This window comes from Dermabacter hominis NBRC 106157, from assembly GCF_001570785.1.
Classification (GTDB): domain Bacteria; phylum Actinomycetota; class Actinomycetes; order Actinomycetales; family Dermabacteraceae; genus Dermabacter; species Dermabacter hominis.
Map to the genome: position 1 here is coordinate 1 of NZ_BCSI01000016.1, position 22,918 is coordinate 22,918.

The 22,918-nt window shown below is 63.8% G+C and carries 18 protein-coding genes; 7 read left to right on the forward strand and 11 right to left on the reverse strand.

The genetic code is table 11. From position 1 onward, the window contains the following. The first annotated feature begins 141 nt into the window (after positions 1-141). From glgX to DEHOM01_RS09210, 7 genes are read left to right on the forward strand one after another with little or no spacing between them, the layout of a single operon-like run. Positions 142-2,370: a glycogen debranching protein GlgX gene (gene glgX / locus DEHOM01_RS09180; protein ID WP_061212502.1), complete on the forward strand. Its 2,229-nt coding sequence runs from the start codon at positions 142-144 to the stop codon at positions 2,368-2,370. A gap of 35 nt (positions 2,371-2,405) precedes the next feature. After that, a complete protein-coding gene (treY, locus tag DEHOM01_RS09185; RefSeq protein ID WP_061212503.1) occupies positions 2,406-4,916 on the forward strand; it encodes a malto-oligosyltrehalose synthase in 2,511 nt (836 codons plus the stop codon). Positions 4,917-4,920: 4 nt separating this feature from the next. Continuing rightward, positions 4,921-6,699, forward strand: coding sequence for a malto-oligosyltrehalose trehalohydrolase (treZ, locus tag DEHOM01_RS09190; protein WP_061212504.1), 1,779 nt, complete (start codon positions 4,921-4,923; stop codon positions 6,697-6,699). Next, positions 6,699-7,487, forward strand: coding sequence for a dihydrofolate reductase family protein (locus DEHOM01_RS09195; protein WP_061212505.1), 789 nt, complete (start codon positions 6,699-6,701; stop codon positions 7,485-7,487). Before treZ ends, DEHOM01_RS09195 begins: the two co-directional genes overlap by 1 nt. Beyond that, positions 7,484-7,924: a peptide-methionine (R)-S-oxide reductase MsrB gene (msrB, locus tag DEHOM01_RS09200; protein WP_061212506.1), complete on the forward strand. Its 441-nt coding sequence runs from the start codon at positions 7,484-7,486 to the stop codon at positions 7,922-7,924. Before DEHOM01_RS09195 ends, msrB begins: the two co-directional genes overlap by 4 nt. Positions 7,925-7,980: 56 nt before the next feature. Then, a complete protein-coding gene (locus DEHOM01_RS09205; protein ID WP_061212507.1) occupies positions 7,981-8,589 on the forward strand; it encodes a DUF3000 domain-containing protein in 609 nt (202 codons plus the stop codon). A 7-nt stretch (positions 8,590-8,596) separates the two neighbouring features. After that, on the forward strand, positions 8,597-9,847 hold the full coding sequence (locus DEHOM01_RS09210; RefSeq protein WP_061212508.1) for an HRDC domain-containing protein: 1,251 nt from the start codon (positions 8,597-8,599) through the stop codon (positions 9,845-9,847). On the opposite strand, the gene DEHOM01_RS09215 is transcribed toward DEHOM01_RS09210, so the two are convergent. From DEHOM01_RS09215 to DEHOM01_RS10275, 11 genes are read right to left on the reverse strand one after another with little or no spacing between them, the layout of a single operon-like run. Continuing rightward, positions 9,844-10,443 (reverse strand): NUDIX domain-containing protein, encoded by a 600-nt coding sequence (locus DEHOM01_RS09215; RefSeq protein WP_016664392.1) that lies wholly within the window; start codon positions 10,441-10,443, stop codon positions 9,844-9,846. The two genes, DEHOM01_RS09210 and DEHOM01_RS09215, sit on opposite strands and share 4 nt — an antisense overlap. Further along, complete coding sequence (locus DEHOM01_RS09220; RefSeq protein WP_061212509.1) at positions 10,440-11,579, reverse strand: glycosyltransferase; 1,140 nt, start codon at positions 11,577-11,579, stop codon at positions 10,440-10,442. The genes DEHOM01_RS09215 and DEHOM01_RS09220 overlap by 4 nt, the downstream gene beginning before the upstream one ends. A 3-nt stretch (positions 11,580-11,582) precedes the next feature. Next, a complete protein-coding gene (gene murJ, locus DEHOM01_RS09225) occupies positions 11,583-13,253 on the reverse strand; it encodes a murein biosynthesis integral membrane protein MurJ (protein WP_061212510.1) in 1,671 nt (556 codons plus the stop codon). Further along, complete coding sequence (locus tag DEHOM01_RS09230; RefSeq protein ID WP_156468343.1) at positions 13,250-14,119, reverse strand: hypothetical protein; 870 nt, start codon at positions 14,117-14,119, stop codon at positions 13,250-13,252. The genes murJ and DEHOM01_RS09230 overlap by 4 nt, the downstream gene beginning before the upstream one ends. Positions 14,120-14,136: 17 nt before the next feature. Further along, on the reverse strand, positions 14,137-15,216 hold the full coding sequence (locus tag DEHOM01_RS09235) for a copper transporter (protein ID WP_061212512.1): 1,080 nt from the start codon (positions 15,214-15,216) through the stop codon (positions 14,137-14,139). Further along, entirely contained in the window at positions 15,213-16,394 is a 1,182-nt protein-coding gene (gene steA / locus DEHOM01_RS09240) for a putative cytokinetic ring protein SteA (protein WP_061212513.1), read from the reverse strand. The genes DEHOM01_RS09235 and steA overlap by 4 nt, the downstream gene beginning before the upstream one ends. Then, on the reverse strand, positions 16,391-18,103 hold the full coding sequence (locus DEHOM01_RS09245) for a DNA repair protein RecN (RefSeq protein WP_061212514.1): 1,713 nt from the start codon (positions 18,101-18,103) through the stop codon (positions 16,391-16,393). The genes steA and DEHOM01_RS09245 overlap by 4 nt, the downstream gene beginning before the upstream one ends. Continuing rightward, entirely contained in the window at positions 18,104-19,072 is a 969-nt protein-coding gene (locus tag DEHOM01_RS09250) for an NAD kinase (protein ID WP_061212515.1), read from the reverse strand. 37 nt (positions 19,073-19,109) lie between these two features. Further along, positions 19,110-19,970, reverse strand: coding sequence for a TlyA family RNA methyltransferase (locus tag DEHOM01_RS09255; RefSeq protein ID WP_061212516.1), 861 nt, complete (start codon positions 19,968-19,970; stop codon positions 19,110-19,112). A gap of 11 nt (positions 19,971-19,981) precedes the next feature. Continuing rightward, complete coding sequence (locus tag DEHOM01_RS09260; protein ID WP_061212517.1) at positions 19,982-20,995, reverse strand: HAD-IIA family hydrolase; 1,014 nt, start codon at positions 20,993-20,995, stop codon at positions 19,982-19,984. A 1-nt stretch (position 20,996) separates the two neighbouring features. Continuing rightward, positions 20,997-22,556, reverse strand: coding sequence for a hypothetical protein (locus DEHOM01_RS10275; protein WP_061212518.1), 1,560 nt, complete (start codon positions 22,554-22,556; stop codon positions 20,997-20,999). Positions 22,557-22,918: the final 362 nt, after the last annotated feature.

Consider the following 22,918-nt stretch of genomic DNA (forward strand, 5'->3'; position numbering starts at 1 on the left):
ACTCCAAGGCCCCGTGCACGTGCACGGGGCCTTTCTCATTCCACGAAACTTCGGGCTTCTGCCAGGCCATCGGGCCACAATGTCGATGCAAACGTGTTTTCGCGCAGCCATCGGCTGCCTCAGCGCAAGGATTCTTCGACAGTGCAGATTTGGCCAGGCTCCCCGTACCCGCTCGGTGCAACCTTCGACGGAAGCGGCACGAACTTCGCCCTCTACTCAGAGGTCGCCGAAAGAGTCGAACTCTGTCTCATCGGCGACGACTTTTCGGAGCGACGTGTCGAAATGACGGAAGTCGATGCCTTCGTGTGGCACGTGTATCTTCCAGCCGTCCAGCCTGGTCAACGCTACGGATTCAGGGTCCATGGCCCCTATGACCCGGCGGCCGGGCACCGCTGCGATCCTTCGAAACTCCTTCTCGACCCGTACGCGCGCGCAATCGCGGGCATGCCCGACACGGACGCGAGCCTGCTCAGTTACGAGCTCGACGATCCTTCGCAGATGAGCAACCTGGACTCGAAGGATCACACGATGCATTCAGTCGTCGTCTCGCCCTACTTTGATTGGGGCAACGACCATCCTCCGGCCCACGAGTACCACGATTCGATCATTTACGAGGCTCATCTCAAAGGCTTCACGGCTACGCACCCTGACATCCCCGAGAGTATCCGGGGCACCTACGTGGCGATGGGGCACCCGGTCGCGATCGATTACCTCAAGTCCCTCGGAGTCACGGCGGTTGAGTTCTTGCCGTTGCACCAGTTTGTTCAAGACGGCCACCTTCAGGATCGCGGACTTCGCAACTACTGGGGCTACAACACGATCGGCTTCTTCGCGCCGCACAACGAGTACGCGTATGCGGGCCAGACCGGCCAGCAGGTCCAAGAGTTCAAGCAAATGGTGAAGAACCTTCACGCGGCGGGTATCGAGGTCATTCTCGATGTGGTCTACAACCACACCGCTGAGGGCAATCACTTAGGCCCAACCCTGTGCTTCCGCGGAATCGACAACGCCAATTACTACCGCCTCGTCGACGACGATCTCACGCACTATTACGACACGACCGGCACGGGCAACAGCCTTCGCATGCGCACCCCGCACGTGCTTCAGCTCATCATGGATTCGCTTCGGTACTGGATTACCGAGATGCACGTTGATGGCTTCCGCTTCGACCTCGCCTCGACCCTTGCCCGCGAGCTGCACGAAGTGGATCGACTCTCGAGCTTCTTCGACATCATCCAGCAGGACCCAATCATTTCGCAGGTCAAGCTCATCGCGGAGCCGTGGGATCTCGGCGAGGGCGGCTATCAGGTCGGTGGCTTCCCTCCCCTTTGGTCGGAGTGGAACGGCAAATACCGCGATGCCATGCGCGACTTCCACCGTGGTGAGTCAGGCATGCTCGCAAAGTTCGCAAATCGATTTGCTGGCTCAAGCGATCTCTATCAGCACACGGGCCGCACGCCCATCGCCTCCGTCAATTTCCTTACCGCCCACGACGGATTTACCTTGCGAGATCTCGTGAGCTACAACGAGAGGCATAACGAGGACAATGGCGAGGGCGGCAACGATGGCGAATCGAATAACCGCTCGTGGAACTCGGGGGCGGAAGGGGCCACGGATGACGAGGCGATTCTCGACCTCCGCCTCCAGCGCATGAAAAACATGATGACCACCCTGCTCCTCAGCCAGGGCGTTCCCATGATCCTGCACGGCGACGAGCTCGGTCGCACCCAAACGGGCAATAACAACGTGTACTGCCAGGACAACGAGATCGCGTGGATGAATTGGGAGATCAGCCCGCGCCAGCAGGACATGCTGAACTTCACGCGCATGCTTATCGAGCTGCGGCGGTCGCACCCTATTTTCCGCCGTCGGCGCTTTCTCTTGGGTGAGGTCCGCGACGGAGCATCCTCGAGCCTGCCCGATGTCGCGTGGCTCGGAGTCGACGGCACCCCCATGACCGATGAGGAATGGAACGATCCAGTGGCAAAGTGCCTGACGGTGTTCTTTAACGGAAGTGCGATCCCCGAGCCGAACACGCGAGGCGAACACATCGTCGATGATTCCGCGCTCCTCATGTTCAACGCCTCCGAAACGGACGTGGAGTTCACGGTCCCGGAGGGCGAGTATGGCGAAGAGTGGACGGTCACGGCAGAAACCTCTGCGTCGCTCAGCCCCGGCGATACCGTCAAGGCGGGCGAGGTCCTCGTTCGCCCCGCCTACACGACTCTCGTGCTCGGCAGGGCCCCCATGACGCCCCCGGGAGAAGAGGACGACGCGACGGCTCTCTCAACTCCCCTGTCTCCCCCCACGTCCGTTTTGACCCCCACGGGGCCGAATGATCCAGGTACCAACGAGGGCCCCGCGCTCTGACGACGCGCCAGCACATCCACGACGAAGGAGGGCCCATGTCCGGCGCGCCGATCAGCACGTACAGGCTTCAGATCACGCCTGAATTCACCTTCCAAGATGCGACACAACTCGTGCCGTACCTGGAGCGGCTCGGGGTGAGTCACGCGTTTATTTCACCGATCTTGCAGGCGGCGCCGGGGTCCATGCACGGCTACGACGTCGTGGATCATTCCCGTGTGAGCATGGATAACGGTGGCGAAGAGGACCTGCGGGAGCTCGCAGACGCTCTCCATAAGCGAGGTATGGGCCTCATCGTCGACGTCGTCCCCAACCACATGGCGATCCCCACCCCCATGTGGCACAACCACGCGCTGTGGTCGTTCTTGCGGGATGGGGCATCGAGCCCCTACGCGTCGTGGTTCGATAGTGATCCTCACGCAGAGCACGGAATTCTCCTGCCGGTCCTCGGCCGCCCGATCGGCGCAACGATTCTCGACGATGAGCTCAGGCGAGGGACCGCGGAGGTTCCTCTGCCGGATGGCTCGCGGCGAACCGAGCATGTCCTTCGATACTTCGATCATGTGTTCCCTCTCGCCGAGGGCACCGAGAATCTGCCAATCGTGGATCTTCTCGAGGCCCAGCACTACCGCCTTGCCTATTGGAGGGTCGCCAATGACGAGTTGAACTATCGCCGCTTTTTCGACGTCCAGACCCTCGCGGCCGTCAAGGTTGAAGACCGTGCAGTCTTCGACGCGACTCACGCGACTCTCCTCCGCTTGCAATCGGAAGGCGTGATCGACGGGTATCGGATCGACCATCCCGATGGCCTTGCCGACCCGCGCGGGTATTTGCGGCGCCTCGAGAGCGCCACCGGTGGCGCATGGACCGTGATCGAAAAGATTCTCGCAGGCAACGAGTCGCTGCCACCGGACTTTCCCGTCGCCGGAACGACGGGTTACGACGCCCTCTGGCGCGTCCAAGGCCTTTTCCACGACCCTGCGGGCGCAGCCGCCCTCACGCACGTGTGGCGGACATTCACCCACGATTCGCGCTCCTTCGACGAGATCACTCGCGAAAGCGCCAAGGAGGTCATCGACACCTCGCTGTGGGCCGAAATTGCACGTCTCGTCGATCTCGCCCAGCGGATCTGTGATGCCGACATAATGCTGCGCGATACGACCGAGCGGCAGCTCGAACACGCGATCATCCAGCTCCTCATGGCGATGGATCGCTACCGCGCCTATATCGTCCCCGGGGAGAAGGCACCCGCGTCTGAGCGCCAGGTGCTTGCCGAGGCCGCAGATCGAGCAGCCTTGGCCATCGGTGACGACGATGGAGACCGTGCCGCCCTCGAGATCGTCACGGCATTTGCGGGTGGTCAGGGGCAGTTCACGTCCGACGGTTCACTCGATCCATTGCGCGCGGAGTTTGTCACACGTTTCGCTCAAACGTGCGGGCCGGTTCACGCGAAGTCCCTTGAGGACACAGCTTTCTACCGGTACCACCGGCTCCTCGCAGTCAACGAGGTGGGAGCCGACCCGAACCGCATTGGCGTGGATCCCGAGGAGTTTCATCGCTTCTGCGAGCGGATGCTCGGCACTTTCCCCGCATCGATGACGACTCTCTCGACGCACGATACGAAGCGCAGCGAGGACGTGCGAGCAAGGCTTGCGGCGCTCACCGAGTATCCGTCGGAATGGGCCACACACGTGGCTCGCCTTCATGCCGTGAGCGCACAGAAGCGAGGACCGCTAGTCGATGCGTCGTTTGAGTATTTTGTGTGGCAGACGCTTGCGGGGATGTGGGACCTTCCCGGCTCGCGGCTTGCGCCGCTGAGCGAGGAACGCCTGGCGGAATACCTCGAGAAGGCCATGCGCGAGGCAAAGGTTCATACGGGATGGGTCGATGGCAACGATGAGTACGAGCGCGAAATCCGCGACTTTGCCCTGTGGGCTCTCGGGAACGACGACGTGCGGGCGATCCTCGACGAGTGGACCTCGCTGACGTTCGATTCGCAGCGCGCTGCAATTCTCGGCCAGAAACTCCTCCAGCTCACGATGCCCGGTGTGCCCGACGTGTATCAAGGCAATGAGACTCTTGACTTGAGCCTCGTCGATCCCGATAACCGACGCCCAGTCGACCACGCGGCGCACGCGGCGCGACTCGAGGACCTCCTGTCAGGTGCCGCACCCGAGGGCATCGCCGATGAAAAGCTCCTCCTCGTCTCACGCGCGCTTGACACGCGACGGCACCACCGCGAGTCGTTCGTCGGCCCGGATGCCACCTACACGCCGCTGCCAACGACGTCCTCCCACGCGATCGCTTTCGCCCGTGGATGCGCGGTTAGCCCCGCCAATATCGTGGTTATCGCCACGCGCTTGCCGCACGTGGAGGCTTCGCAGGGACGCGGGTGCACCAAAGCGCGGATCGTCGTCGATGAGGGGCGCTACACAAACGTCCTCACCGGGGAGCGTGTGGAGGGCGGCACTGTCGAGCTCGCCTCCCTCGTGCGCGAATGGCCCGTCGCGCTCCTTGTGCGCGAAAAACCGGAGCACTCGGAAGGATAGGCCGATGAGAGACTATTCGCGTTTCGAGGTATGGGCGCCGAAGGCCGGCACGGTCACGCTTGCACTCGAGCCCCGGTTCGAGGGAAAGCGCCGCGAAATCACCATGGAACGCGGGGAGGGTGGCTGGTGGCATGCCCCCGGAGTCGAGGCACACCCGGGCGATCGCTACGGCTTTCTTCTCGACGACTCCCCCGTCGCACTGCCGGATCCACGCGCACTGGCGCAACCCGAGGGCGTCCACGCCTTAAGCGAGGTCGTCGACCCGCGCGCATTCACCTTCACGGCTCCGTGGGCGGGCATGGATCTTCGTGGGAAAGTTATTTACGAGCTTCATATCGGCACCTTCGCGGCGGATCGAGATACCAGTGCGTCGGGGACCTTCGACTCAGCGATCACGCGCTTGGATGAGCTTGTAGAACTCGGCGTCGACGCCGTTGAAGTGATGCCTGTCGCGGCGTTTCCTGGCGAGCGCGGTTGGGGCTATGACGGCGTCGGCCTTTTCGCCGCCCATGAGGCCTACGGCGGGCCCGAAGCATTCGCGCGATTTATTGACGCTGCGCACGAGCGCGGACTTGCCGTCATCATCGACGTCGTTTACAACCACCTCGGTCCCGACGGAAATTACCTTGGGGAATTCGGCCCCTACTTCACGCACACGCATACCACCCCGTGGGGGCCCGCTATCAATTTCGATGCCGAAGAAAGTGCCGAGGTGAGGGCGCTTGTTGTTCAGAACGCGCGCCAGTGGCTCTTCGACTTCCACCTCGACGGCCTTCGACTCGATGCGGTGCACGCCCTTCGAGATCACTCCCCCGCGCACATTCTCGCGGAACTGTCGAGCGCGGTTGCGGATATGAGCCGAGAGGTGGCTCGCCCGCTTACCCTCATCGCGGAGTCCGATCTGAACGACCCCGCGATGGTGACCTCCGTCGCCGAAGGTGGTTTCGGCATGCACGCTCAATGGGCGGATGACATCCACCACCATCTTCATGCGTGGGCCACCGGCGAACGCGCGGGCTACTACGTCGATTTCGGCACGGCGGCCGGCGTGAAAAAGACCCTCGAGCGCATCTTTGAGCACGATGGGTCCTATTCGACCTTCAGGCAGAAGAACTGGGGGGCGAAGGTCGACGCCGCGAGTGCGCACTACGATGCTCACGCCTTCGTCGCCTTCATCCAGGACCACGACCAGGTGGGCAACAGGGCATCGGGCGACCGCATCACCGACACAATCGGCTATGGCGCGCATGCGGCGATCGCCTCGCTCTACCTGCTGGGCGCGAGCACGCCGATGCTCTTCATGGGCGAGGAATGGGGCGCTCGAACCCCCTTCGCATTCTTTAGCGACCACGGGGAAAGGATCGGCCCGCTCGTCAGCGCAGGCCGAAAGGAAGAATTTGCACGCATGGGCTGGAGCGATGCGGTCCCCGATCCGCAGGCGCGCTCAACCTTTGAGGAGTCTTTCCTCGACTGGAGTGAAGCCGAAAGCGGCGAACACGCGACGCTGCTCGAGTTTTACCGGGCGCTTCTTTCGCTGCGGCGCAAGAATTCTGACATCCAGAAAGGCGCATTCGACTCAATTGCGGTAGACGTTCTCAGCGAGGGGGCAATCCTCATGCATCGCGGACGCATCGGCGTGCTCGCCTCGCGCGGGGACGCACCCGTGACATGGGAGCCAGGCTCCCGCGTGCAGGTGCTCGCCTCCTTCGGTGAGGAAAGTGATGGTCGCGCGCTCACGCTCGACGGTGCGGGAGCGCTCGTATTCGAAAGGTCCGACGCCTGATGGCTTCACACGCTCACGATAAAAACACGCCGCTCACCCGCCTCATTGGCGCCGGTGTCCCGGTTACGCCCGAGGAGTTTCGCCTCGACGATGAGGGCGCCCGCGCCCTCGGTAGCCTGCTCGCATTTCCCTCGGACCGCGTCCACGTGCGCTCGATGATGAACCAGAGCCTTGACGGCGCGATCGCGGGGGGCGATGGGACGTCAGCCTCGCTCTCGAACCCCTGGGATTTCTTCACTCTCACTGTTCTTCGGGCGCTTGCGGACATCATCGTGTGCGGCGCCAATACGGTGCGCAGTGAAGACTACCGTCGTCCCTCTGGCCGGCCCGCGCTTCGCACCGAGGCGCTACGCCCGCGCGGCGCGGAGTTCCCCGCACTCGCGATCGTGACGACGAGCGGCGAGATTCCCGAGCACATTGACCAAGCCTGGCCGACCTTCCTTATCTGTCCACCGGGCCGCGGAGCTCACGTTGCCCGTGTCAGTGGCTTTGAAAGCGAGGCCATTATCGAGGCGGGCCGCGCCCAAGAGATCGTACGCGCACTCGCAGAGCGTGGATTTCTCGGCATACAAGTCGAGGGCGGCCCGCGGGTAAATGGAATGTTTGCCGAGGATGAAGCGTTCGATGAACTTGTCTGGACGCGCTCGGCGATTACCGTGGGAGGCGATGCGCCGCGCGCAAGCGTCGGAAGCGCACACCACCTCGCGTGGCGCCTCGCGGATCTCTTCCACGGTCCCGGCGCCCAGATCGAACGCTACGTCCGCACTCACCCCAAGGAGACTCCATGAACGTGCCTCTCGGCGATGGCCGCTACCCGCTCTCGCTTACGAACGACGAATGGCGCAAGCGCCTCAGCCCCGATGAGTACCACGTTTTGCGTGAGGCTGGAACCGAGCGGCCCTTCACGGGTGAATACGAAGAGGTGCGCTCAGCGGGCACGTATGCGTGCCGGGCCTGCGGGGCCGAGTTGTTCCGCGCAAGCGAACAGTTCAACGCGCACTGCGGGTGGCCCGCTTTCTGGGCCCCAGCCGAGAGCGACCGCGTGGAACTTATCGAGGATCGCAGCCTCGCAATGGTGCGGACCGAGGTGCGTTGCGCTTCATGTGGATCACACCTCGGGCACGTGTTCACGGGCGAGGGTTTCCCCACCCCAACTGACGAACGCTACTGCATCAATTCCATTTGCCTCGTGCACAGCGATGACGAGGACCCGGCTGCGCACTGATGGGGGCGCGGCGCGCCTCCGCCGCGACGCGGTAAGTCAACGATAAGTTAGCGGCCGTGGCCATTCATCACTTTCCCCAGGAACGCGAGGAATTCGTGAGCGCGATCGATGCGCTCACCGCTGCGCCTATGCGCCACGAGGTCAAGTGGGACGAGATCCCCGCTCCTTCCAGACTCGCCCCCTTTTCGTGGGCAGCCGAGGCCGATGTCGTCATGCACGACGCTGATCTCGCGAGCGGAAAGTTCATCGTGCTCTACGACCCTGAGGGCAGGGAGGACTGGAACGGTCGCGCACGAATCGTCACCTTGATGCAAGCCCAGCTCGAACACGAGTTCGCGCTCGAGTCCATGCTCGGTGATGTGGCGTGGAGCTGGGTCACCGAATCGCTTGAACTTGCGGGGGCCGAAGCCCACGAGCTTGGGTGCACCGTGACGCGCGTCGTTTCCCAAAGCTACGGTTCACTCGCTGCGCGCCCCACGACGGTCGACATCGAGATGCGCGCATCATGGAGCCCGGACTCCCTCGACCTCGGCGCCCATTTCGGCGCGTGGTCCGCGATCCTCTGCGCCGCAGGCGGCCTTCCGCCCCAGCCACTCTCCGTGAGCCCTCTGCATCCGTCCCACCGCGCGAGGGCGCCTCATCTTTCAGCCTCGAAGGATCACTAGAACGTTCATGACTGATTTCCACAACCAGTTGCCGGATCCCGAGTGCGCGCCCCTCATTAAAAAACCCGCGGGTGGCACGCCGCCCCTCGTCACGACCATTCAAGGCATCCTTGAGTGGTGCGCGCGCGTCAAAGCCGACGAGGACTTAGCGATCGACGTCGAGCGCGCTTCGAGCTACCGATACTCCGCTAAGGCCTACCTCGTGCAGATCAAGACGGAGGCGGCAGGGATCTTGCTGCTCGATCCTCTCGCGTGCCAACTGCCTGGAACCTTCACGGACATCATGAACTCGCATCCGTGGATTCTTCACGCCTCGAGGCAAGACCTTCCCTCACTCGCAATGCTCGGGCTTGAACCGATCGCGCTTTTCGACACCGAGGTGGCTGCGCGCCTCCTCGGACTTCCCAAGGTGAGTCTCGGGGCTCTTACGGAAGAACTGCTCGATGTTCGGCTTGCCAAGGAGCATTCGAGCGCCAACTGGTCCAAGCGCCCACTTCCGGAATCGTGGCTCGATTACGCCGCGCTCGACGTCGAATACCTTGCCGAACTCAAAACCGTGCTCACACGCATGCTCGACGACGCGCACAAGACGTCGTGGGCACGTGAGGAATTTGCCTTCGAAGCCACGTTCGCCCACCCGGAGGTTCCCGACGAGCCGTGGCGCGGCCTGCACGGCCTCGGCCAGCTCAAAAGCCCCCTGCAACTCGCGGTCGCGCGATCGATGTGGGAAAGGCGCGATGCAATCGCGCGTAATTCGGACGTCGCGCCGTTTATGGTGCTGCGCGACAAGGCACTCGTGGCCATGGCAAAAGCCTCGAGCAAGGGACGCCAGGAGTTCGACAACGCCGCACCGAAGAACCTCAAGCACCGCGAGCAGTGGTGGCGATGCGTCCGCGAAGCGCGAGAACTGCCCCGCGTTCACTTGCCGTCGAAGCGCGACCTGGGCCCCTACCCCAACCATCGTTCGTGGTCTAGGCGCTACCCCGAGGTTCTCGAGGCCTACAAGCAGGTGCGCGAGGGGCTCCTCACGCGCGCCGAAGAGCTTCACATGCCCGTCGAGAATCTCATCTCCCCCGGTCACATGCGCCACTGGGTGTGGAATCACTTCAGCGCAGAGGCCGAGCATCGCATCCCACACGCGAGCTCCGAACAGATCGTGCAGGAGCTCGAAGCGGTCGGGGCGCGCCCGTGGCAAGCCGCTCAAGTCACGCCAGCGATCATCGAATCGCTGCGCTCGTACGCGCGCTCGCGCGGTTAAGCGCCGGGGGCCTCGCCGCGGCGCACGCGTGCCGTATAGGCGAGAGTGGCGATGATCAGCGCACTGTTGTGAAGGCGGCCTGACAGCGCCGCATCCTCGAGCTCGTCAAGGGGCACCGTACGAGTGAGGATTTCCGCTTCCTCGTCGACGCGTTCGAAGTCGACGCCCTTCGCCTCCGTGCAGTCGAACGCAACATACACGCTGATTTTCTCGTTCGAGCCGCCCGCGCTCGGGTAGTAATCGAGAAGGTGGTGCGCTGCGCCGGCCGTGTAGCCCGTTTCTTCTTCGAGTTCACGGACGGCTGCCACGGCTGGGTCTTCCCCGGCCTTATCGAGGAGACCAGCGGGCAGCTCCCACATGTGAGCGCGAGCCGGATGGCGATATTGGCGAATCACGACGACTTCACGCTCTGGCGTGAGCGCGAGGATCGCGACGGCGCCCGTGTGAGCGACGTAGTCGCGTGTAAACCTCACACCGGGCGCGAAATCGACGGTATCGCGCGCAACATCCCACACGAGCCCCGTATACACGGTCCGACTCTCAGCGACGGGTCGCGCGCAAAAATCGTCGGCGAGCGAATTCTCGGAGGTGGTCATGAGCGCTGGTTCTCCTCGTCGTCGGCGAACGTGAAAAGCGCGGATTCGAGCTGAGCGATCAAGTCCTCTTCGGTGGGGAGTTCAGCGGCGCGTGCTCGGGAGGCAGCCCGAAGCTCGCCGAGACGTTCCTCGGATCCCGGGTGTCCGGGCACGAAGGCAATAAGCCGTTCCGCCAGCTCGCGCGCATTCGCCGGCGCGACGAGAGGAATGCGCTCGCCCGTCACCCAGCGCGTCCCGCCGGCATCGGTAGCAATAATCGCCGCACCTTCACCGATCGCTTCCTGAATGGCGACGGGCTGCCCTTCCCACGCGCTCGTTTGGACCACCACGTGCGTCTCGCGCATGAGGGCGCGGGTGTCCTCTACACGCCCAAGCAGCTCCACGGGAAGGTCGTACTTCTCGATGAACTCTTCGAGGCGCGTGCGTTCCGGCCCCTCGCCGGCCACCTTCACGCGAAGAGATCCCGGATACTGCTCTTCCACGAGCCGCACTGCTTCACACAGGCATGCGAGGTCTTTTTGAGGAGCAAGGCGCGCGACACACAGAACCTCGAGGACATCGCCGTCGCACGCTCGCAATGGCCCGCAATTCGCGGGACGCGCAGCGGGAATGAGCGCCCTTTGAACCGCGCGTGCACCACTCGCGCGCGCGGCACCGGCGAGATCAGGCGAGACTGCGAGCACAAGATCACTACGGCGTGAGGCAAGCGTGAACAATGCTCGCCCGATGACTGCACCAAGACCGGCGCGCGGCATCCGATTATGAAGCGTCGTCACGAGCCGAATGCGGGGGCGAAACCCGGGCATGAGCGCAAGGGCAGCGAGTGCTCCTGCACGCGCGCCGTGGGCATGAACCGTGAGCCGTTCGCCCTGTGCACGGCGATGCTCCTCCCGAAGGATTAAGCGCAGATTCGCCCGTGCGCGAAGCGCCGCAAGCGGAGAAGCCCCCGAGGCGATCGCAAGGTGCCGATGTTCGACTACGGGCCCAGCGGTATGCGAGGTGGCGTCGTCGAAGCACGGCGCTTCCCCCGCGTCCACCACGTGTACGCCTGACTGCGCGAGCACGCGTGCCTCATCGCGCACGTGCGCGAGCAAACCGCCTTCCGCGCGGGGTCGCACGAGGATCACACGCCGCATGCCCTACCCCTTCTTCGTCGCCTTGACGATTCGCGCACCGAGCTCCACGATTGGCGCCGCAAGAGAGCGATCGGCGATCATCAGCACGCCCAGACACACCGCTGCACCAGCCGCACCCGTCCCGAGGCCAAGCACGAGCGCACCCCACGCTCCACGAAAAGCGTCACTCGCGAGCTGTGCGAGAGCGAGCCCCGCAATTGAGCCGAGGGCCGACGCCACAACCGAGGCGAGGACCGTCGTGAAAAGGGGACGGACGTGTTCGCGAACCATGATCCGCTCGCGAAGGATGTTGAGCCCGCCAATCGCCGCGATCCACATGCCGATAGATATGCACAGACCAAAAAGGACTCCGGCAGTGGCCGTCGATCGCGGTGGGGACGTCACGACCGTCACGAGAATGAGCATGCCCGCGATTCCCCACCCGGTCGCACCGATCGCGAGAGATTCCCCGGGCCTCAGCGCCGCATTGAGAACCCTCGCGGTGAGCATCACGATGCCGTACGCGATCAGCCCTGTGGCGAGCGCCGCCGTGACCGCGCCAACGCCGCGGATCCCCGCGCGATCGATCGCCACAAAAAACTTATCGATGGGGAGTCCCGCACCCCATAGCGCAGCCCCACCCACGGCTGCGAATGCCACGACCGCCTGGACGGATCGAAGCGTCAGCGCCGAAAACTTTGCCCTATCACCGAGTGCCCGCAGCTCGGAAAGCTCGGGGAACACGCTCGTCATAACGGGGACGAGGAGAACCGCGTAGGGCAGGAGGTACACGGCCTGGCCGTACTGGAACAGCGGAAGGGTGCCCGTCCCACCCGCGCGAACGGAGAGGGCAAGAATCAGGGCGGTCGTCAGTTGCTGAGCGCCGACGGTTGCCACACCCGAGCCGGCAAGTCCCAAGGCACGCGCACGCACGCCTCTGGTGAGGGCGAGTTGGGGCGTATACACAAACCTCGATCGCAACGCGGGAAACACTACGCATACCGCCATCGCGACAACCCCGAGAGTTGTCCCCCACCCGAGGGCAGCTTCAGAGAGATTCGAGAGCGTTCCCGCAGACACGCCCACGGGGACCGTGAGGGCATAGAGGCCGTAAGTTGCCATGACGGCGAGACTCGAGATGAGCGGTGCGAGCGCGGGCCAGAGAAACTTGCGTCGCGCCTGCAGGTAGGCGCCAAGGACGATCGTGATCGCATAGAACGGCAGCTGAAGGGCGAAAACCCTCATGAGGCGAACGCCAAGATCGATCGCTGCGGCATCGGCGGCTTGCGCACCGGTTCCAAGAATGGCTCGAGCGAGTGTGGGGGCAAGCGCCCACAGCACGAGTGCGAGGATGAGCGTGAGCAGAACGCTCCATGTGAGCAGCGCTGAGACAATGCTCGAGGCGTTTTCGCGCGGGGCAACGCGGCTGCCTCCTTCACGCGGGCGGGAAGGCTCGTCAAGAAGACCCGCGATAAGCGGGATGACCATGCTCGCGAGCGCCCCTCCAGCGGCAACTTCGAAGACGACACTCGGCACAAGATTGGCACTCGCATAGGCGGTTCCAATCTCACCCGCTCCCACGCTCGCGCCGAAAACGAGGTATCGCGCGAACCCTGCGAGCCGCGCGAGAACCGTGACGACAGCGATGAGACCCGTCGCTCGCACGAGCGACGGCGTCCGTGACGTAGCGCTCATGACCGCCCCCATTCGTCAATCGCGCTCAGAAATTCCGAGGAGGAAATGATGCGTGTGAAGCTCACCCGTTCACTCACGAGTGTGAGCCCCACGGCCACAGACGCTGCCGCAGCGCGGAAGGCACGCGAGGATGACAGCGCGGCGAGGGTGCCCGCATTCGCCCCGAGGACGTTTGCCCCCGCATCCCCGAGCATCCCCCGCGCACCGAAGTCGCGCGGAGCGGCAAGGAGTGTCGCGGCCGCATGCGCGGCGGCGAGGGCCTTGCGAGAGCGCGAGGCTTCCTCGCGCGACGGCCCACACAGGGCGAGCAGGACGCCTATGCTCGTGGCCTTCAGCGCCCTCGAAGGTCGCACATCGAAAAGGTTGGCGAGGTTCGCGCAGGCCGCAATCAACACGGTGTCGAGGCCACGATCGACGACGGCAAGAGCACTGCCGCCGAAGCCGGCGTCGGACGCTTCCCTCCCCCGGACACGTTCACACTCGCGCGCGAGCACGTTCGCCGCCACCGCGATCCCGAGAATCTTGATGTTTCCCGTGGTGAGTTGTCCGTGCGCAAGCGCCCCGAGATGCCCCTTGAGCCCCTTCGGGGGCGTGGTCTCAACATTGCGCATGAGTATCGGTTCGACGATGTCATCAGCGAGCCCCACCGCACCGACGAGCGCAGTGGCACCACTCGACGGCACGCCGAGTCCCGCGAGTGCGCCCGCCGAGAGTGCGCCTGCCACCTCAACCCCCTCGGCGAGAGTGACGGGCTCACCGCGGAAATTGGTGCGGTCGAGGTGTGCACGAAGCGACTTAGGGCACTTGGCGAGGGCGCGAGCGCATGTACGCGAGGCAAGAGCCGCCGCTGCGGCGCTGAAACCCACCGTCCGGAGGATACTCGTCACTGTCCACCGCCGTCGCTCGAGGAGGCCTCTTCATCGTTCGTCTGCCCTTCCGCATCCGTGTCATCCGAGCGCTTCTTTTCGCTTCGATCACCATTGCGCTCTTCGACCTTCTCGCGGATTGCGGACGCATCTGGCACGAGCGCCTCGGCGTCGGTCGCTGATCCGTATGCTCCCGGCATCTCGACCTGGGCACCGGCAAGCGCGAGCGTAAGCGTCGCCGGACCCGAGGAATACGTCAGCATGTCGATGCTCGCGACTCGCTCATGAAGATCACTCGTGCGCACAGCCGAAACAAGACCCTCCGAGCCTCCGCGCACGGATGAGGAACCTCCAACCGCTACCGTGACGCCCTCGCCATCGAATGCCGTCACGAGCGCGCGGCGCGACTTATCAAGGTTGTCCGAGCGGGTCGCAGCCGCCTCCGGCGAGTCACTCGTGACCGAAAAGAGCGACTCTTCGCCCGAAAGCACCAAAACGGAATCCACCGCCTCAATATCACCTTTGAGCGTGAGTACGCCGCTTGCGCTCAGAACCTTTGCGATCTCGAGCCTCGCTGCATCGTCAAGATCCTCGCTCGGGGCAAGAATCGTCGCGATAATGGACGCAAGCTTTTCCGAGGTCGACGTTCCACTCGGTTTCACGCCTGGCCACGTCTGGGTGATTGTCGTCAGGGCCGAACGCCGTTCGCTTTCCGCCGCGGGATCCCACAGCGACTGACCGAGCTCGATCTGGGGTCCGGTTTGTCCCCCGGCAGCCTCAATGAGCGTGCGCGTAGCCTCGACTTCGTCATACATCGAGGAATGATCGGCAATCGTCGCGACCTTCTCACCGTGCATGGTGCCCGTCACCAGGCCCGCACCCGCGGCTTTGACGAACCCTTCGAGGTCAGAGTTCTCAGCGTTCACAGCATCGTTCGAGGCTCGCATTTCGTCTCGCTCAACCCTCAGTTGCTCGACCTGCGCGGTTAGGGTCTGCCCCACGCCGTCGCGAAGAGGGCCCGCACCGAGCACGATGCCGATCGCGAGCGCGAGGAACACCGCCACGAGCGAAACGAGGTGATAACGAAAGTCGATCATGGGATCGGTCCTCCCTGGACAAACAGAGCGGTGAAAAAGCGCAAGGTGTCATCGAGCCTTGCACCGAGAATCTGGATAAGCGTCTGGCCACCATCGGTAACCGCCATGGCGACGGCGAGCGCCAGGAGTCCCGCAACAACGAGGAGAACGAGCTGGAAAGTCGAGATGCGCTGCCGGTAGAGGCGAGAGACGCCCTTCGCGTCCACGAGCTTCGAGCCCACCCGGAGCCGCGTGAGGAACGTCGAACTCATACCCGCACGCCCTTTGTCGAGGAACTCCTCGAGCGTTCCGTGAGTGCCGACGGCGACGATTACGTCGGCGCCGCGATCGTCAGCAAGAAGCATCGCAATGTCTTCGCTCGTTCCCGAAGCCGCGAAAGTCACGGCATCGTCGGCAAGTCCAAGCTCACGGATGCGCTCCATACCCGGAGCGCGACCATCGCGGTAGGCGTGCACGACAATCTCGGCGCCGCTCGCAAGCGCCCGATCGGACACCGAGTCCATGTCACCAATAATCATGTCGAGCCCGTAACCGGCATCGAGCACGGCATCTGCTCCCCCATCGACACCGATAATGATCGGTCGGTTCTCACGAATGAATGGCATGAGGGCCACGAGATCCTCGCGATAGTGGTAGCCGCGCACGACAATAAGGACGGGCCGGCCCTGGAATCGCGTACGGACCTCCGGTGTGCCAACGCCGTTGATGAGAAGCTCACGCTCACGAAGCATGTATTCCATCGTGTTGGAGGCAAACGCCTCAAGCTGCTCGCTGAGCCCCTCACGCGCCTTGTCGAGCTTGTCGTTGAGAACCGCAGGCGTGTAAAGCTCCGCTTCGAGCCGCTCCCCCGTGCTGAGAGATACTCCGCTTTCGTCGATCTCAACGAACCGCCCCTCGCGAACCTTCGCGAACAGATCCTGGTCCAGTACATCGAGCACCGGTATTCCCGCCTCGACGAGGATCTGGGGGCCCGCGTTCGGGTAGCGGCCCGAGATCGACGGTGACGCATTGAGGACTGCAGCAGGCGCGCGATCAACGAGTGCCTCGGCCGCAACGCGGTCGAGATCCTCGTGGTCGATCACCACGATGTCTCCAGCCTCGACGCGCTTGGTCAGGTCTTTCGTCCGTTTGCCCACCTTTGCCCGACCGGCAATAGGGAACGTAAATCCAGGTTTCACGCGCCGCGAGCCTCCGTTGACGTTGCGAGAAGCTCAGCGGCGTGTTCAAGCGCGGCGTCACTTTCTGCATCTCCCGCGAGCATGCGCGCCAGTTCGCGAACACGCGCTTCTCCCTCGAGCGGTTCAATCCTCGAAACCGTGCGGTCCTCGCCGCCATCGCTGTGCGTCTCTTTCACAATCCTGACGTGGCAACTCGCCCACGAAGCCACCTGCGGGAGGTGAGTCACGACAATGACCTGGGCATTTTCGGCGAGCCTCGAAAGCCGTTCTCCTACCGCCCGCGCCGCGCGGCCGCCAATACCCGCATCGATTTCGTCAAAAACGAATACCGGGGGTGCGCCGCCATCTGAAACGTCCGTAAGAGAGGCGATTGCTACCTCGAGCGCGAGCATCACGCGAGAAAGTTCGCCGCCTGATGCGCCCGTCGCGACGGGCATGTATTCGGCACCAGGGTGCGGCTGCATCGTGAACGACACACCGTCGGTGCCGCTCGCACTTCGAGGTGCCGGCGTCACGTCAATACGAAGAGACGCCCCGGGCATCTCGAGCCCGGCAAGTTCGTTCTCGATTTCGGCTGCAAGCTTCGCCGCGGCCTCGTGGCGTTCTACGCTCAGTGCATCGGCGATTCGTGCGAGTTCTGCGTCAAGTTCTACGCGACGCTTGTCGAGCTCGCCAAGCAGCGCCGCGCCGTCCTCGAGCGCACGCAGCGCCTCGAGGGCCTCACGCGAGTGGAGCAGAAGCTCACTCACGTTCTCCGCCCCGCCGAGGCGAGGCCCGTACTCACGCACGAGCACTGTGAGCTCGTGCAAGCGCTCTTGTGCCTCCTCGAGACGGCCCGGCGACACCTCCCACCCGTCTCGCAGAAGCGAGATCTCGCGCGCAATATCGCTCGACTCGTCGCGCAAGGCGATAATGCGGTCCAGAACCTGCGACGCACCGGGCGCCTGAGTCAGCGATGCCGCGGCGGCATCGGCATGGGTCAGGACGCTCGAGGCTTCGTCGCCCGCAAGGTGCATGAGCGCACCTTCGAGCGCAGTGAGCGACTGAGCAGCATCATCCAAGCGTTCGATTTCCGTGCGCAGCGCGTCATCTTCGCCCTCAAACGTGCCCGCCTGCTCTATCTCCTGGAGGATTTCGGTGAGCTCCGCCTCGCGCTGCTCGCGATCGCGCAGAGACGATGACAGCTCCTTCAGCTCGCGTTCGAGTGAAGCGAACTCCCGAAAGAGTAAGCGGTGCTCGGCGAGCAACCGTCGGCCCTCCGCCCCCAACACCGAATCGAGCGCTCCAAGCTGCGCCGCCGGCTCGCGCAAGCGAAGCTGATCGCTTTGGCCGTGGATCGTAATCTCCCCGCCAACAATCTCGCCAAGCGTGCCCACGGGAACCGGAACGCCACCAATGTGGGCACGCGAGCGCCCGTCCTTCGTCACTCTGCGCACGACGAGAATTTCGCCGTCCTCGACCTCGGCACCAAGCTCATCGAGGCGCTCGTGCACGGGCGTTCCCGGGGCGAGGCCTACGCGGCCCGACACCGTGCTTGATACACCGGCGCGGCGGGAATCGAGGCGACGGCCCAAGAGGAGGCCGAGGCCCGTGATGACCATCGTCTTACCAGCGCCGGTCTCGCCCGTGAGCGCGGTAAAACCCGGCCCAAATTCGATCGACGCGTCGTCAATAACTCCGATCCGGCGAATCGACAGGGAACGCAGCATTCAGCTCTCCCCCGCGTTCGAGTCGTAGCGCGTATCGGGATTACCGCCGCGCCACCCCTCAACGGGAAGCTTGAACTTCTCGACGAGTCGATCGGCAAAGGGGGTCTCCGCGAAACGGGCGAAATGAACGCTACTCTTCGACAGGTGCGTCTCGAGCCTGGACCCGGGCGGAAGCTCAACCTGTCGCCGTCCATCGAGCGTCAAAACTGCAGCCGACGGCGACTCAGGCGACACCTCGATCTCCACAACTGACGAGCGCCCCATCACGAGGGGGCGTGCGAAAAGGGCATGCGCCGCGAGCGGAATGAGCAGCATCGCGTCTACCTCGGGCCACATCACGGGCCCGCCCGCCGAAAACGCGTACGCTGTCGAACCCGTGGGGCTCGACAGGAGCACCCCATCGCAGCCGAATTCGGATACCGGCCGCCCGTCGATGCCGACGACGACGTAAATCATGCGCTCGCGTTCGCCCTTTTCGAGGCTCGCTTCGTTGAGGGCCCAATCCGAATGCAAGAGCGAACCATCGGCAGCATAGGCTTTCGTGCGGATGACGCTTCTGGCCTCAAGAATGTAATCGCGCGATAGAAGCCTGCGCACCGTTGTCCCGAGTTCCGCTACCTCGCTCTCCGCAAGGAATCCCACGTGCCCAAGGTTGACACCGTGCACGGGAATGTTAAAGGGGCGAATCAACTCGAGGGCCCGCAAGATCGTGCCATCGCCTCCAAGAACAATGCACAGTTCTATTTCCGCCGGCAATTGCTCGTGGTCAAGAACCTCAAGTCGACCCGCACGGATCGTGTCGAGGAGCGCGAGAGCAGCCGGATCTTCCGGCCGAGAGGAGACTTCTTCCACTTGCGCGGAGGTCACGATTGGCCTCACGCCCGCGGCGTGCAGGTCCTCAGCGACCTGACGCGCTGCTTTGAGAGCCACTCCTCGACCCGAGTGAACGTACAGCAAAAAGCGCCTCAGGGCTCTCCTCCTCCCTTACGGTCAGCACTCCCGGCGCTCATGAGCCGGCGGGTGCCTCACGACGAAGACCCTCGGCTTCGGCGAGGGCCTCCTCGATCATTCCACATTCACCTTCTGGATCGCGTGCGCCGGCGGGCAATTTTTCGCACAGAAGAAAAAACTCGACATTCCCGTCTTGCCCGGGAAGCGGGCTCGGGTGCAGAGCCTGGAGCGCGAGGCCGACGCTTGCGGCGCACTCGGTGACGCTCACAAGGGCATCGCGCCACGCCTGCGGGTCAGTCACGACACCCGATTTTGGCAAGCGCGCTCTTCCCACCTCGAACTGTGGCTTTAGCATGAAGAGCAAGCTCGCATTCGGCTCGACAAGGCGCGATGCGCCGCCAAGGATGTGCGTGAGAGAAATAAAGGAGACGTCGGTGACGACGACATCGGGAATGCCTACTCCGCTGGGTTCATGCGCCGCGAGCATGGTCCGGGTAACGCAGCGCGCGTCGGTCCCCTCGAGATTGGCCAGCCGCGAATGCCCTACAAGACGAGCAATGAGCTGCCCATGGCCGACGTCCACAGCCCACACGTGGGAAGCGCCCCGGCGCAGGCAAACGTCGGAAAACCCGCCGGTCGAGGCCCCCAAATCGAGAACTCGAGCTCCCGCGAGTTGAGGCGCTCGGGCACCGAGGCGCTCAAGCGTACCCTCGAGCTTCAAGGCCGCACGCGAGGCGAACTCGCCGCCTTCGGGAACCCCGAGCACCTCGAGAACATCACCCTCCGCCACGGTCATTGAGGGTTTGCGGGCGACGCTACCGTTGACGTGTGCGCGTCCTTCCTCAACGATGCGACGCGCATGCGTACGTGAGGACGCGAGATTGCGCGCAAAGAGTGCGGCATCGAGGCGTGGCACAGCGTGAACCCTTATTCGCCAAATGGCCCAAAGAGCTCACCCGAGGCGGCGCGAATCGCACCCTCAAACGTGCTTTCGGGGAATCGCGCGTTCACGAGCGACAGGACGACCTGTGCCGCGCGCCAGCTCGACGCATCGCCCGTGACGACGATGTCACCGCCCTCGAGGTGCGCCGCGGTAGAGCCGAGATGCGCTCGCTCTGCGTCAATGACAGGGTGCGCGGCGCTCTTCGCCAAGAACGAGAGGTTGGGCCGCACAAACACGGGACGTTGAATAGCCGGCGCATGCGCCGCATCGATCCAACTCGACACCCCCGTGAGCGTGTGGAAGGTTGGAACGTTCGCGCGGTTGCCGCCCTCGAGGTCCGTATCGAGGCGATCCCCGATTGCCAAGGGGCGGCTCGAGCTGGAGATTTCTGCCGCGACCTTGAACATCGCAGGCTCGGGCTTGCCGGCAGCTACAGCCTTGACACCCGTCGAAAACTCGAGCGCGTGCACGAGCGACCCGTTGCCCGGCGCGAAGCCCTTCTCGGTGGGAAGGGTCGAATCAATATTCGTCGCGACGAAAAATGCGCCGCGCCGAATCGCGTACGCCGCCTCCGCCAGATCCGCCCACCCAACGGTAGGCGCGAAGCCTTGAATCACGGCCTTGACGTCATCGCGGTCTTCGCGCGTCACGGTGTAACCGTTTCGTTCGACTTCCTCCACGAGCCCTCGGCCGCCCACGACGAGTATTGTGCTGCCGGGTTCAACGTGCGCCCTCACGAGGCTCATCGCAACCATCGGCGAGTTCACGACCTCGTTCGCGTGGGCTTCGTAGCCGAGCGACGCAAGGTGCTCGACAACCATGTCCGGGGTGCGCGAGGCGTTATTCGTCGCGAAGGCAATCGCGAGTCCTCTCGCACGAGCCGCTGCCAGAGCATCGACCCCGTGCTCGATCACTGTGGAACCGTTCATCAGCGTCCCATCCATATCGAACAGGAGTGCATCGAAAAGGTCGAGGAACGTTGGGTCGGGGCGCTTCACGTCACTCCTTGTCGGATCGTAGGTCTTCTTCGGTGGGCTCGTGAGGGAGCAGCGGGGGTTCAGCCGATTGATCCGGGTTATCCCTGGACTCGTCCGCGGCCTCAAGGCCCGCGTTGGCCTCACTCGTCGTATTCGAGGCGTCAACATCGCCATGCGACTGCTCGGAGGGACCGCTCGCCTCGCTCGTATCTGGATCGTCGTTCACATCGTGGGGATCCGACGCTTGCTCGGCCTTCGCTGCTTCTCGTTCAGCAGCTTCGCGCTCTGCCCGCTCAAAATCAGCCTCGACGTCGAACACGCCGATCTCTTCCTCCGTCCGTTCCACGGCCGCCTCCCTCGGACGGGGCGCACGGCCAAGGCGCGCGTAAGCGTCGGTCTCCTCGTTAACGTCTGCGTCGGCAGCGAGCGTAACCCACTTCTTCGCCTCATCGGCACGCCCTGCGGCTTCGAGAAGATCGGCGTAAGCCAGCCACAGCCTGAACTGCCACTTGCCGTCGACCTTCGAGCGCAGTGCCGGAATCTCGAGCGTCGCGATGGCCGTATCAAGATCTCCAAGATCCGCGTACGCACCGGCAACGACCATCATGAGCTCGATCGTTTCCGCATTCGTGAGCTTCGCTGCCTCTTCGGACTGCGCGATATCGAACGCTTTTTCAGGGCGCCCCAGGCCCCTCTCACAATCGGCGACGATCGGGAGGAGATCGACTTTTCCGCTCATGCGCATGGCGGCGCGCATTTCCCGAATCGCGCCGCGGTAGTCGCCTGCCTCGTACAGCAGGGCGCCGTAGAGCTCGCGAACGGATGCGACTCGCGCGCCGAAACGAGCAGCCCACTTTGCATGCTCGAGGGTCCGCTCCGGTTCATTCTCGGTCAGCATCGCGCACGCAACGAGGTGGCGCGACACACGCTCCATCTGTTCCTTCGTAAGAGCCTTGAGGGTGGCGCGGAGTTCGGGAGCAAGCTCGTTTCCGGTGATGTCTGCCGGGACGAATGGTTCGCGCCCTTCGCGAAGGCGTTCTTGGCGATCTGCCTCAAAACCTTCCGCGCTTGACATCCGCTCACGCTGCTCGAAACGCCGCTTATCGCGCTGGTCACGATAGCCGCGCTCCCCTTTGCCGAAGCGCTGCCCGCGGCCCTGGGCGTCACCACGGCGACGATCACCATCGCGGTTTTTGCTATCACTCTTATTCCAGCGACGATCCCCGTCGCGGCGCGGCTTATCATCCCTGGACCAGCGACGCTCACCATCGCGGCGCGGCTTTCCCCCCTCGCGACGATCGCGCCAGTTGCCGTCGCCGCCATCGCGCCCATTCCGGTTGTTCTTCCAAGCTCCGTCGCGTCCCGAACGGGAGTCACGAGAACGTCGATCCGAACCGTATGAGCGTCGCTTGCCGTCACGACCGCGCTCTCCCCAAGAATCACGATCACCACGCTTGCTCGCACGGTGCTCCCCGCGACGAGCTTCGGTGCGCGGCTTTCGCGATCCATACTCGCCTCGAGTACGGGGGCGGCTTTCGCTCGCGGAACGCGAGTCAGGTGCAAAGTTCTCGTTGTCGGACAATCCGCAACTCCTCCAAGGGGGCGAGCCACGAAGGTAAACGTGGCCGCAGGAATAAGGCTCCGTTGGCGGTCCCGCGACAAATCGCGGTACACAACGTAGCTCTACGCTAGTGGACTACTTCCCCGTTGCCTCGACAATGGAATGGTTTTCGGGCCAAGTTCACATCGCGCGTCGATACGAAAAGATGCTTTCGTGAGAACCATTGGCCACCCGGCCCCCTTCTCACGCGCCCTGGCGCGCTGTTGACCGCGGTGACCCGCGCAGCCCCGGTCCCCGTCCCATCTCGGGCTGCGGATGCGGGAGACACCCGTGTTAAATGTGGGGAGCCCCGGCCCTAGCGGCCGGGGCTCACACCAACAAAA

Bases quoted from the DNA above. Each gene is read 5' to 3' on its own strand.
- treY (WP_061212503.1), top strand. From the start codon at position 2,406: ATGTCCGGCGCGCCGATCAGCACGTACAGGCTTCAGATCACGCCTGAA.
- treZ (WP_061212504.1), top strand. From the start codon at position 4,921: ATGAGAGACTATTCGCGTTTCGAGGTATGGGCGCCGAAGGCCGGCACG.
- DEHOM01_RS09195 (WP_061212505.1), top strand. From the start codon at position 6,699: ATGGCTTCACACGCTCACGATAAAAACACGCCGCTCACCCGCCTCATT.
- msrB (WP_061212506.1), top strand. From the start codon at position 7,484: ATGAACGTGCCTCTCGGCGATGGCCGCTACCCGCTCTCGCTTACGAAC.
- DEHOM01_RS09210 (WP_061212508.1), top strand. From the start codon at position 8,597: ATGACTGATTTCCACAACCAGTTGCCGGATCCCGAGTGCGCGCCCCTC.
- DEHOM01_RS09215 (WP_016664392.1), bottom strand. From the start codon at position 10,443: ATGACCACCTCCGAGAATTCGCTCGCCGACGATTTTTGCGCGCGACCC.
- DEHOM01_RS09220 (WP_061212509.1), bottom strand. From the start codon at position 11,579: ATGCGGCGTGTGATCCTCGTGCGACCCCGCGCGGAAGGCGGTTTGCTC.
- murJ (WP_061212510.1), bottom strand. From the start codon at position 13,253: ATGAGCGCTACGTCACGGACGCCGTCGCTCGTGCGAGCGACGGGTCTC.
- DEHOM01_RS09235 (WP_061212512.1), bottom strand. From the start codon at position 15,216: ATGATCGACTTTCGTTATCACCTCGTTTCGCTCGTGGCGGTGTTCCTC.
- DEHOM01_RS09245 (WP_061212514.1), bottom strand. From the start codon at position 18,103: ATGCTGCGTTCCCTGTCGATTCGCCGGATCGGAGTTATTGACGACGCG.